Source organism: Acinetobacter sp. ABJ-A23_2, from assembly GCF_044538765.1.
GTDB lineage: Bacteria > Pseudomonadota > Gammaproteobacteria > Pseudomonadales > Moraxellaceae > Acinetobacter > Acinetobacter nosocomialis_A.
Genome location: NZ_JBIUCP010000029.1, coordinates 20,955 through 33,080 on the forward strand (window position 1 = coordinate 20,955; position 12,126 = coordinate 33,080).

At 37.6% G+C, this 12,126-nt stretch carries 13 protein-coding genes; 7 read left to right on the plus strand and 6 right to left on the minus strand.

Annotated elements, in window-relative coordinates:
* Positions 1 to 21: 21 nt before the first annotated feature.
* The 3 genes from ACH63V_RS11195 to ACH63V_RS11205 all read right to left on the minus strand — a co-directional run bounded on the left by ACH63V_RS11195 (position 22) and on the right by ACH63V_RS11205 (position 2,137).
* A complete protein-coding gene (locus tag ACH63V_RS11195; RefSeq protein WP_396463536.1) occupies positions 22 to 1,107 on the minus strand; it encodes a hypothetical protein in 1,086 nt (361 codons plus the stop codon).
* A gap of 225 nt (positions 1,108 to 1,332) precedes the next feature.
* Positions 1,333 to 1,857 carry a YecA family protein gene (locus tag ACH63V_RS11200; RefSeq protein WP_001274941.1) on the minus strand — a complete coding sequence of 175 codons (525 nt, stop codon included), beginning with the start codon at positions 1,855 to 1,857 and terminating at the stop codon, positions 1,333 to 1,335.
* Between the two features lie 73 nt (positions 1,858 to 1,930).
* Entirely contained in the window at positions 1,931 to 2,137 is a 207-nt protein-coding gene (locus ACH63V_RS11205; RefSeq protein ID WP_000099358.1) for a PA3496 family putative envelope integrity protein, read from the minus strand.
* A 358-nt stretch (positions 2,138 to 2,495) separates the two neighbouring features.
* On the opposite strand from ACH63V_RS11205, the gene rpoD reads away from it, so the two are divergent.
* The 6 genes from rpoD to ACH63V_RS11235 all read left to right on the plus strand — a co-directional run bounded on the left by rpoD (position 2,496) and on the right by ACH63V_RS11235 (position 9,052).
* Positions 2,496 to 4,382, plus strand: a complete 1,887-nt coding sequence (gene rpoD / locus ACH63V_RS11210; RefSeq protein ID WP_396463537.1) for an RNA polymerase sigma factor RpoD — start codon at positions 2,496 to 2,498, stop codon at positions 4,380 to 4,382.
* A 97-nt stretch (positions 4,383 to 4,479) separates the two neighbouring features.
* Positions 4,480 to 4,767, plus strand: a complete 288-nt coding sequence (locus ACH63V_RS11215) for a YbeD family protein (RefSeq protein ID WP_002051390.1) — start codon at positions 4,480 to 4,482, stop codon at positions 4,765 to 4,767.
* A 181-nt stretch (positions 4,768 to 4,948) separates the two neighbouring features.
* A complete protein-coding gene (gene lipB, locus ACH63V_RS11220; protein WP_396463538.1) occupies positions 4,949 to 5,602 on the plus strand; it encodes a lipoyl(octanoyl) transferase LipB in 654 nt (217 codons plus the stop codon).
* 80 nt (positions 5,603 to 5,682) lie between these two features.
* Positions 5,683 to 6,216, plus strand: a complete 534-nt coding sequence (locus tag ACH63V_RS11225; RefSeq protein ID WP_002051257.1) for a hypothetical protein — start codon at positions 5,683 to 5,685, stop codon at positions 6,214 to 6,216.
* 1 nt (position 6,217) lies between these two features.
* Positions 6,218 to 7,402, plus strand: coding sequence for an iron-containing alcohol dehydrogenase (locus ACH63V_RS11230; protein WP_004705881.1), 1,185 nt, complete (start codon positions 6,218 to 6,220; stop codon positions 7,400 to 7,402).
* A 264-nt stretch (positions 7,403 to 7,666) separates the two neighbouring features.
* Positions 7,667 to 9,052: an APC family permease gene (locus ACH63V_RS11235; protein ID WP_080961315.1), complete on the plus strand. Its 1,386-nt coding sequence runs from the start codon at positions 7,667 to 7,669 to the stop codon at positions 9,050 to 9,052.
* A gap of 37 nt (positions 9,053 to 9,089) precedes the next feature.
* On the opposite strand, the gene ACH63V_RS11240 is transcribed toward ACH63V_RS11235, so the two are convergent.
* Positions 9,090 to 9,650: a flavodoxin family protein gene (locus ACH63V_RS11240; protein ID WP_151684918.1), complete on the minus strand. Its 561-nt coding sequence runs from the start codon at positions 9,648 to 9,650 to the stop codon at positions 9,090 to 9,092.
* Positions 9,651 to 9,764: 114 nt separating this feature from the next.
* Here ACH63V_RS11240 and ACH63V_RS11245 point away from each other — a divergent pair, with 114 nt between their 5' ends.
* Entirely contained in the window at positions 9,765 to 10,145 is a 381-nt protein-coding gene (locus ACH63V_RS11245; protein WP_032010152.1) for a helix-turn-helix domain-containing protein, read from the plus strand.
* A 60-nt stretch (positions 10,146 to 10,205) separates the two neighbouring features.
* Here ACH63V_RS11245 and ACH63V_RS11250 read toward each other — a convergent pair whose 3' ends face one another.
* Entirely contained in the window at positions 10,206 to 10,679 is a 474-nt protein-coding gene (locus ACH63V_RS11250) for a tRNA (cytidine(34)-2'-O)-methyltransferase (protein ID WP_002051239.1), read from the minus strand.
* 73 nt (positions 10,680 to 10,752) lie between these two features.
* Complete coding sequence (gene cysG, locus ACH63V_RS11255; protein ID WP_396463539.1) at positions 10,753 to 12,126, minus strand: siroheme synthase CysG; 1,374 nt, start codon at positions 12,124 to 12,126, stop codon at positions 10,753 to 10,755.

The following is a 12,126-nucleotide window of genomic DNA, read 5'->3' on the forward strand; positions in this document are numbered from 1 at the left end:
TTAAGATATAAGTCGTTATTATTAGGTACGTGATCTAGTTGTTGCACAAACTAAAGCTTCACCTTCCCCATTGCCAGCACTTACACCATTAATTTGCCCATTAGTTAGAAATGAAATTCCAATATTATATAAAACATTCTCTTGGGACGATAAAACAGGATTAGAGGCTACAAATAAAGTACCAATAGATGTTTTCGAAGGAATCTCATCATTCTCATCTTTATTGATAAATGTAGATATAGTCAATTTACCATTACTAACTGTGAGCATATCGCCCACTTTTGTTAAACTACATTTTTCACCAAAAGGTGTAATTAACTGATCTTCCTTAAAATCAGGCAAAACATTTGAAGTACAATAATTATACCTTTCGATCATACCTGAGTCATATTGTTGGCAAGCCGTCGTATCTATATTAATATTTAAAGGATTAACAAGAATTTGATCTGATTTAATCGGTATTTGAGATAAATTTCCGTCTTTAATTAACATTAACAGTGCATCATAGTCTTTAATATTTCCATTATTTTTAATAGCTTCCAACAACTCTTGAATAGCTTGAGGAATAGGGTTATTTGCTTTCATCTCAGCATTAAATAGATCTATATCATTATTAATACGGTATCCCTTTTTAATAAGTTCAGCCACCAAAGCAGAATTTGCCAAATTTAACTTTTCTGTAGCCATGCTTCCAGATTGATACCACGTTACAGGAACCTGGTTACTTGCATAAGCAACAACCATATCTGTAAGCGGGTTAATATTTACACTACCCTCATGGTCGATATAACTATGATAAGTTTGCCCATCAGCTTTTGCCTCTAAACGACAAGGAAATTTACTGGTGTCTATTTCACCTTGCCATTGCCCTTGTGCATTAACAATTACATTATCTTTAAAACCAAGCCCATCTTTACAAATTGCTGTTACATTTGCCCCATTTAAAGCAGAAGTTGAAAATGCAGTACCAGAGATTATTTTATAAGCAACTTGATTTTGGGTAGAGGGTGCAATTTTTTCTTCACTGACACTGTTGCTATTTTCATCACCGCAAGCTACAAGTAATATTACTGACAGTACGCTAGTAATTTTAAAAATTATATTCATATTAAATCACGTTGTTAATGCATTAAAGATTTTCATATCGCCTATAAAATATTTATGGCGAAATAAATTAATTTTTTGATTAAGAGATTGATATCAAAAAATTTTGCAAGTGATTATATAGAAATAAAATTAATGTAAAAATATTATATTTAATTATGTATTAAAAATACTAAAAACATAAAAAACGCCCTAGAAAGGACGTTATTTATTATTTCTTCTAATAAATTAATTTGGAGTATGGTACATCAAATATAATTCATTCAAATTATCTGGAATTTCTTCTGCCAGTTCATCCATTAACTGTCCATTGCGACGGAAAGATTCCATCTGTGGATCTTCTTCATCAATTCCACTAAAAACCATGATCGGTAAAGTTAAATCAACCAATTGTTCTTCATACTCTGGAGCAAACCACGCCTCTTCGTTTAAGAACATTGCGTCAACAAACCCTACACTCCAATCGCCTAGGCTTGATTCAACGTCAGCTTCTTCAACTTCAAATGGAAATTCAATCCCATTTTCATTTGCTAAATCTTGACGAATCGACTCTAGCCAAACCTTGATTTGTTGAATAATTTCTGCCGGAACCTTTTTCTGGTTACCTTCGAACAATTCATCTAACCAGCGGTCAAACTGAGGACCTACTGCAATTGCACACAAAAAACCATGAGTTGCAGCAAAGTCTAGACCATACTCATTGTGGTCTCCATCTAGATATTCACTTAACTGGTCTAAATCTAATGCACTCATTGTGTTACCTGACTTTAAAAAGAAATTGACGATAGCATAGCACTTAAGCCGACGATGCCCTATTTAGTTTTGATCAGTCTTCATCATCAAGATCATCGTCGTCTAAATCATAATCGAAATCTTTCAACTCACGCTCTAAACGGCGCTGTGCCAATAGATCATCAATTAATCTACGTTTTTCCAACGATTCTTTTGCACTGATTTTGCCTGATGACTCATCAAAACCGACATCATCATCATCGCCGTAGTTATCATCTAGTTCAAAATCTGTAGAAGACACTAAAACTACCTCATAATGAAAAAATGTGAATGGGTCTAGCCGCTATTTATCTGGCTTACTTTTCCTTGTCAAGTTTTATTTATATTTTTTTCATTTAATTGCCTATTTGTACTTTTTTTCGCCCAAAAAATTGTGTATTTATAAAACAGCACAGTCTTTTGATAATCGAAGATTTCTACAAATTTTTCTATGATTTAAACTTGAAAAAAATGATTTTAGCCCAATATTCAAAAAATAGTCGTGAATTCAAAGATATTTTTTATTTAACGGTCACCGATCAAAGCCGAAACATTTCAAGCAAATTGTGCTATCATGCACGGTTTTTCACTGCCACAGATTCAACAAAGAGTAAGCAAAGATGAGCGATATGCATTCCCCTACTTCTCAAGTAGCGGCTCTGATTAGCCGAGGCAAAGAACAAGGTTACTTAACTTACGCTGAGGTTAACGATCATCTGCCGGACTCGATTACTGAAAGCGAACAGATTGAAGACATCATCCAGATGCTTCAAGACGTTGGTATTCCTGTACACGAGCGTGCACCTGAATCTGACGATACCATGTTCGGCGAATCAGCTGATGCAACTGACGAAGTTGCTGAAGAAGAGGCTGCTGCCGTACTTGCATCTGTTGAAAATGAGCCTGGACGTACGACAGACCCTGTACGTATGTACATGCGTGAAATGGGTACAGTAGAACTATTAACCCGTGAAGGTGAAATCAGCATTGCCAAACGTATTGAAGAAGGGATTCGTGATGTCCTGAACTCAATCGCTTACTGGCCAAATGCTGTTGAAGTTGTATTAAAAGAATATAATGATTTTTTAACTGGCGAACGCCGTCTTGCCGATATTTTATCTGGCTACCTCGACCCTGAAACTGATGAAGATATTCCTGAAGTTTTAGAAGAAGTTGAAGAGATTGAGGAAGAAGACGAATCATCTACAAAGTCAACGAAAGAAGTTAAGCTTGATGATGACGATGAGGAAGAAGAATCTGAAGGTGATGATGACTCTGAAGGCGATTCAGGTCCAGACCCTGAAGTTGCAAAAGTTCGTTTTGCTGAATTAGAAGCTGCATGGGCTCAAACTAAGTCCGTGATTGAAAAACATGGTCGTAATAGCCGTGAAGCAAATGAAGCACTTGAGTCTTTAGCAACTGTATTCATGATGTTTAAATTTACTCCACGTTTATTTGACATTATTTCAGAAATGATTCGCGGAACTCACGAACAAATCCGTGCCAACGAACGTGAAATTATGCGTTATGCAGTACGTCGTGGCCGTATGGACCGTACTCAATTCCGTACATCTTTCCCTAAACAAGAATCTAATCCAGCTTGGTTAGATGAACAAATTGCTAAAGCTCCTGCAGAAATCAAAGGACATTTAGAGAAAGTTCGTCCAGATGTTTTAGCATTCCAACAAAAGATTGCAGATATTGAGAAAGAACTTAATTTAAGCGTTGCTGAAATTAAAGATATTTCTAAACGTATGGCAATTGGTGAAGCCAAAGCTCGTCGTGCGAAAAAAGAAATGGTAGAAGCCAACCTTCGTTTGGTAATTTCTATTGCGAAGAAATACACCAACCGTGGTTTACAGTTCCTTGACTTGATTCAAGAAGGGAACATTGGTTTGATGAAAGCTGTAGACAAGTTTGAATACCGTCGTGGTTATAAATTCTCGACTTATGCAACTTGGTGGATTCGTCAGGCAATTACCCGTTCTATTGCGGACCAAGCACGTACAATTCGTATTCCTGTACATATGATTGAAACGATTAACAAGATTAACCGTGTCTCTCGTCAGTTATTACAGGAAATGGGCCGTGAACCTACTCCAGAAGAGTTGGGCGAACGTTTAGAAATGGACGAAGTCAAAGTTCGTAAGGTTCTTAAAATTGCTAAAGAACCAATTTCAATGGAAACTCCAATCGGTGATGATGAAGATTCGCATCTTGGGGACTTTATTGAAGACCAGAACATCACTTCTCCAATTGATGCTGCGACTTCAGAAGGCTTAAAAGAAGCAACTCGTGAAGTTCTAGAAAACTTAACTGAACGTGAAGCTAAAGTATTGAAAATGCGTTTTGGTATCGATATGCCAACCGATCATACTTTAGAAGAAGTTGGTAAACAGTTTGATGTAACGCGTGAACGTATTCGTCAAATCGAGGCGAAAGCATTACGTAAATTACGTCACCCTTCTCGTTCTGAACACTTGCGTTCTTTCTTAGAGAATGACTAAGTTTTGAAATCTTGAAATTTCGACGCTAGTCCCCATTTAATAGAAAGAGCTACAAACGCCTGCGATGATGCAGGCGTTTCACATGATGAGGTTACTTATGTTAGACCGCACTCCATCTCGCGAACTCCGTGAAGACCTTTGGGTATTTCCAATGGACTATCCAATTAAACTCATTGGCGATGCGGGTGAAGAATTACGTATAGCTGTAGTTGATATTCTAGTAAAACATTTTCCTGACTTTGACCAATCAACGTTAAAAGTACAAGAATCTCGTACAGGTAAATACCATTCATTAACCGCACAATTACGCTTTGATGAATTGGAACAAGTTCATGCTTTGTATGCAGACTTGGCTGCTTGTCCGCAAATAAGAACTGCACTTTAATTTTAAGATGCCATGACAACTTTAATGTCATGGCATTTTTATTTCTATCAAGCTTATTATAAATAATTACAAATATTTAGAATCGTTTAAGCAAAATACTTTAAACTCATCAAGAGCATACTCTCATAATTTAAAAGTGAAGTTGCTCTTCTGTTAAGTACATCGCACAGGAAAATGTTTAATGAGCCTTGATAAACCCACTTTGATTATTCGTCAGTGGAACGATTTACAAGATTATCAAAGCAAATTCGAATTGATGAAGAGTCTAACCAATCAACGTGATGAAAACACAGCAGATGAGCTGTGGTTACTCCAACATCACGAAGTATTAACTCAAGGTCAAGCTGGAAAACCAGAGCATATTCTTATTCCATCCAATATTCCTGTAGTTCAAACTGATCGTGGTGGACAAGTAACATGGCATGGCCCTGGCCAACTGGTGGCGTACTTTATGTTTGATCTTAATCGGCTAAAGTGGAATGTGCGTACATTGGTTAGTTTTGCTGAACAATTTATGATTGATGTTTTAAAGAAATATAATATTGAAGCATATGCAAAACCAGATGCTCCAGGCGTATATGTAAATGATAGAAAGATTGGTTCCTTAGGTTTCAAAATTCGTCGTGGACGTAGTTATCACGGTTTAGCCCTAAACTTGGACTGTGCATTAACAGGTTTTCAAACCATTAATCCATGTGGATATGCAGGTTTAGAAATGGTTCGCATACAAGATTTGGTGACTCCATATCCATCATTTGAACAACTTTGTCAGGACTTTATTGAGTATATTAAGGCCTCTGGGTACTTTAATGACCCTGAAGTCAAAATTGAATAAATGATTTTGAGATGGAATAAAAATAGATTAGAGTAATTACTCTAAATTTGCTTTTGCATAATTTTAAGAAGGGATAGCAAGTGATTTCGACAAAAGCTGTAAAGCCCACTCTGCAACTTGCCTACGTTAAGCTCATGATGGATGTTGTTGGTCGTGGCTTAGTCATGGCGAGTCAGGTAGATAGTGAAATACAAGAGGAAGTATCCAAATTTCCTGTTCACTTTGTACTTTCAATGAATGTCTTCCCAAATGGACCAGCATTTTTTGCCCGAGTGACAGAGAACAAACAATTAGAACTGCTGAAAAGAGCAGAAAAAAAGCCTGATTTAACCATTACATTTAAGCATGTAACCCATGCATTTCTGGTTTTCTCATTTCAGGAAAGCACTGCTCAAGCATTTGCAAATGATCGAATGATTGCCGATGGTGACGTATCCGCAGCAATTCGTTTAGTACGCTGCCTAAACAAAATGGAATCTCTCATTTTACCGAAATTGGTAGCTTCACTCGCAGTTAAAGAATACCCAACCGAACTCACCCTAAAAGAAAAATTCAACGAAGCTGCAAATATTTATTTAAAAGTAGCTAAGTCTTACTTCAAGCGGAGCGCATAACATGGCTAAACCATATTACGAATTCTTTTGTCCTGTAAAAGTCATTGCCGGTAATGCTGCTTTAGAACATATTCCGTTTGAACTTGCGACTTTAGGTGCAAAGCGTCCTCTTATCATTACCGATAAAGGCGTTCGTGCAAATGGCTTACTCAACCCTATTGAAGCTGCATTCAGCACAACTGATGCTGTGATTGGCCATGTTTTTGATGATGTTCCACCAGACTCAAGTCTTGAAGTGGTTCGTCTTGCAGCAGAAGCTTATCGTACAAATAAGTGTGACGCGATTATTGCTGTTGGCGGTGGCTCTGTTATTGATACCTCTAAAGCAACCAATATTTTAGTCTCTGAAGGTGGAAATGACCTTCTTCAATATTCTGGTGCACATAACCTACCAAAACCATTAAAGCCATTTTTTGTGATTCCAACCACATCAGGTACAGGTTCAGAAGTGACTATGGTTGCTGTGGTTTCCGACACACAAAAGAATGTTAAATTGGCATTTGCTTCATACTATTTAATGCCACATGCTGCAATCTTAGATCCACGCATGACATTAACTTTGCCACCTCACTTGACGGCAATGACTGGTATGGATGCGTTAACACACTGTGTTGAAGCATATACTTGCATGGCAGCTAATCCACTCAGTGATGCCTATGCAAGTGCGGGTATCAAAAAGATTAGTGAAAATTTATTTAATGTTTTAGAAAATCCAAATGACTCGCAAGGCCGTTTAGAACTCGCACAAGCTTCTACAATGGCAGGTATCGCATTTTCTAACTCGATGGTAGGCCTTGTGCACTCGTTAGGACATGCATTAGGTGCAGTTGCTCACCTGCCCCACGGTTTATGTATGAACCTATTCTTACCTTATGTGCTTGAATACAACAAACAAGTAAATGGTCAGAAAATTGGTGAATTACTATTACCTCTAGCTGGTGCAGATATCTATGCGCAAACTCCAGCAACCCAACGTGCAGATAGAGCAATTACAACTATTTTAGCAATGCGTGATCGCTTATTTAGCTTAACCAAGTTACCACGTACCTTGCGCGAAACTGGTAAGGTTACTGAAGCACAACTTGATGAAGTTGCAGAAAAAGCACTAAATGATGGCTCTATTATTTACAACCCTAAAGAAGCAAGCTTAAAAGATATACGCGAGATCTTACAAAAAGCTTGGTAATTTAAGTTTTAGCTATCTAAAGAAAAAACTAAAGGTCTGATTTTTATGACAAATCAGACCTTTTTTATATCTATGAATTTTTATTCATCATTTTCTTTGGAAATATGGCAAAAAATTTGCTAAAAAATCCACGAAAGTACTGACAATTTGCATCAATTTAGGATAGATTGGCGCACTTTATCTTTTATGTAGGGGGGATCGTTCGTCTCAAACGATCCTTAACACCAAGCTGATCCTTGATCAACGATTATGAGGATAACGCCGTTGACAAACTTATCTGGGACTAAACCAACAGCTAAACTTCAAAAGAATCTTGTGCTATGGCACATCATTATTATTGGTTTAGCTTATATTCAGCCATTAACTTTATTTGATACTTTTGGTTTAGTATCAGAACGAAGTGGTGGTCATGTACCTACTTCTTATATTTTTGCGTTAGTTGCAATTTTATTGACGTCGATCAGTTATGGACACATGATCAAACGCTATCCTTCTTCAGGGTCAGCATACACCTATGCCCAAAAGTCAATTCACCCTAATGTTGGTTTTATGGTGGGTTGGTCATCTTGGCTAGACTATTTACTTTCACCACTCGTCAATATCATTTTGGCCGATATTTATTTAAGAGCATTGTTTCCAGAAGTAAATAATTGGTTATGGGTAATTGGCCTAACTGCATTAATGACTGTTATTAACTTATTCGGCGCACGTTTCGTTGCTCGTTTTAACAGTACAATTGTAGTTATTCAACTTGGTGTTATCTTTTACTTTGTTTATCAAGTGTATACCTTGCTTACCCAAGGTGTATATGCCGATGGTACGCTAAATCCGGATAAAGCTGAATTATGGTCACTCACTCCTTTTTGGAATGATATGACGTCTATTAGTGCTTTGATTGGTGGTGCAACGGTACTTTGTTTCTCTTTCACAGGTTTTGATGCTTTATCTTCACTTGCCGAAGAAACAAAAGATGCTGAAAGAACACTTCCAAAAGCGATTTTTTCAACAGCATTGCTTGCTGGTGTCATTTTCATCATAAGTACTTACTTTATCCAGTTGTATTTCCCAAGCAACCCAACGACTTACTTTAAACCGTTAGATGAATCACAACCTGTGATGGTTGCAGCAATTGGTAGCATTGCCTTTAAAACATTAGTTTTATACTTTGCTGTGGTTGCAGTAATGGCATCTGGTATTTCGGCACACGCTGGCGTATCTCGCTTAATGTATGTTATGGGACGTGATGGCGTTATCAATAAAAAGTTGTTTGGTCATATCAGCCCAAGACTACATACTCCAACTTACAACATTCTTATTGTTGGTGTAGTTGCGTTATCTGCTGGCTTTTTAGACCTTGAACATATTGTTAACTTAATTAGTTTCGGGGCCTTAACTGCTTTTAGTTTTGTGAACTTCTCTGTCATTTCGCGTTATGCGCTTAGAGATGGTAAAAACAAATCTATTAAAGATATTATTAATTACATTATTGTACCGACGCTTGGCTTTGCCAGTGTGTTCCTAATGTGGTTAGAAATTGACAAGCTTGCTTTACAAATTGGCTTAGCTTGGGCAGTGGTTGGTGTAGGTTATCTTGCTTACAAGACCAAAGGCTTTAAATACAATGCTCCTCAACACAACGAGCATGAATAATAAAAAAGGCGCTTAAAGCGCCTTTTTTATGGACTTATTATCCGAATATTTTATTTACAATACCTTGTACGCGTTTTGCATAAAGTTTTGCTGTTTCCAAGTCCCCTGTTGGAATCTCATCTACACTTGCATCTGATGGCGACTGAACAAGTAGACCTACCGAGCCACCCAAGTTATTTACATCTTCACGTTTTGCGTTTTTAGTGTTTGCTGGCAATAGACCTAAGCTCACCCAAATACCACCGTGTTGTGATGCTAAAGTTTGTAATTGAATAAGCGTAACTTGCTTATCACCATTTAGGCTTGCACTGTTGGTAAAGCCTGCAAATACTTTATCTTCCCAACCACGTGTAAACCAAACTTTTGAAGTTGCATCAGCAAATTTTTTAAACTGCCATGGTGCTGCACCCATATAAGTTGGAGCACCGAAAACAATACCTTTTGCATTGTTTAATGTTTCCCAATCTTGCTCAGTAATATTACCTTCCTGATCAATCTGGATAAGTTGAGCATTAATTTCATTAGCAAAAGTTTCAGCAACTACTTTCGTGTGGCCATAACCAGAGAAATATACAACCGCAATATTAGAATTAGACATGGAAGAACCTGTGTTTTATTAAATTCCATTTTATGATATATTTTAGAAACTAGGTGTCAATTAGTTACCACTTGGTAACTAGTATATTTTTTTTAAAATAAGTAGGTAAATGGTATGAATGAATGTCTAAAATATAATATTTTTCAACAACATTGCCCTGCTCGTTTATTTTTTGAAAAAATTGCAGACAAGTGGGTTTTACTCATCTTAAACATTCTTGAAGAAGAAACACAGCACTTCAATTTGCTCAAAAAGAATATTCAAGGTATTTCACCTAAAGTCTTGTCACAAAAGTTAAAAATGCTTGAAAGAGACGGCTTTATCGAACGCAAGATTCAAGACACTTCACCTATTCGTGTTGACTACTCACTTACACCATTAGGACAGAATGTCGCTTCAATGGCCTTCCAGTTAAAAGAATGGGCTGAAACAAACATCGAACAAGTTTTAGCAGCACAAATCATCTATGATGAAAAAGTACTAGAACAAGCTTAAATTAAAATTAGATCAAAAAAATAAGGCCACTAAAGGCCTTATTTTTTTGTATTTATGAAACTAACCTAAATTTTTAAAGCCTTGCTGACGCCATGCTTCATAAACAATCACAGCAGTCGCATTAGATAAATTTAAACTTCTAGAGTTTTCAGCCATTGGTAAGCGAATCCACTGTTCTTGAGGAAACATCAAACGTACATGCTCAGGCAAGCCACGTGTTTCAGGCCCCATCAGTAAAGCCACAGGTCGATTCAAATCAACTGTATGCGGAGTTGCAGAACCCTTTGTCGTTAGAGGAAAGACATGCTCAACACCTTTTGACTTTAAGTCAGCAAGGCATGCTTCAATATTGTCCCAAATCTGCATTCTTGCCCATTCATGATAATCAAGCCCTGCACGTTTAAGCTTTTTATCATCAAGCTCAAAACCTAAAGGCTTAACCAAATGCAATTGAGCCCCCGTATTCGCGCATAGTCGAATAATATTCCCTGTGTTTGCAGGGATTTCAGGCTCGTATAGAACAACATGAATCACTTAATTACTCACTTAAATTACTTGTTGGTTAACTCAGGCAATCATTAAATCTATCAAAGAAATTATTAGCCCATTAGTTCCACTGTAACTGTTCACGCAGACGTACGACCTCACCAATAATAGTAAGAGTCGGCGCATGAATTTGATGTTCTGTCACTTTAGATGCGATATCAGCAAGTGACCCCACCACAACCTTTTGTTCAGGGGTTGTACCCTTTGAAATTAATGCAACTGGCATATCTGGACGCTGTCCGTGAGCGATTAATTGCTCACAAATACGTTCCAAGCCGACTAAGCCCATATAAAGAACTAAAGTCTGGTTCTCATATACCAGCTCATTCCAAGGAAGCTCAGGAGAGCCTTCTTTTAAATGGCCAGTTAGAAAACGTACACTCTGCGCATAATCACGATGAGTGAGCGGAATACCCGCATAAGCTGAACAGCCTGACGCTGCCGTAATACCCGGAACCACCTGAAATGGCACACCAGCTTGGAATAATTCTTGGATCTCTTCTCCACCACGCCCAAAAATAAACGGATCACCGCCTTTTAAACGACAAACGCGCTTTCCTTGTTGAGCATATTCAACGAGTAAAGCATTGATACCATCTTGGGGAACCGAATGATTTGAGCGAGCTTTTCCGACATATATTTTTGTCGCGTCTCGACGGCATAACTCTAAAATAGGTTGAGATACCAAACGATCATAAATGACTACATCAGCTTGCTGCATTAAACGTAAAGCTTTTAAGGTAAGCAGTTCAGGATCACCAGGACCTGCGCCCACTAAATAAACTTCACCTTTAGGTGCTTTCCACTCCTGCAATGCTTGTTCAAGCATGCTATTTGCAACATCTAGATTATCGTTAAAAACCTGCTCTTTTAAAGGACTTGCATACAAGTTTTCCCAAAAAATACGGCGTTCATCGGGATTAGAAATTTTTACTTTAACCTGATTTCGCCATTTTCCTGAAAACTCAGCTAACTTTCCCATTCCATGCGGAATGGATGTTTCTAATTGTGTACGGATTTGACGAGATAAAACAGGAGATTTCCCATTTGAAGCAACCGAAATCACTAAAGGTGAACGGTCAATAATCGCAGGAACCATAAAGCGGCAATGTGGAATATCGTCAACACTGTTTACGAGTAAATTACGTACTTCGCATTGCTCGAAAACTGTTTTATTGACTTGCGGATCATTGGTCGCGGCAATGACGAGTCGATATGGTGTACTTAAAAATTTCTCAGAGAAGACTTCAACAAAATGCTGACCATTTGTTGTTGTTACTAATTGCAGAAGTTGTTCTTCAATTTCAGGAGCAACAATATCAATTATTGCTCCCGCCTTAGCTAATAAGGTTGCCTTGCGTAAAGCAATATGCCCTCCGCCCACAATCAGACAACGTTGCTGCTGCAACTTCAAAGAGATTGGAAAAATATCCAC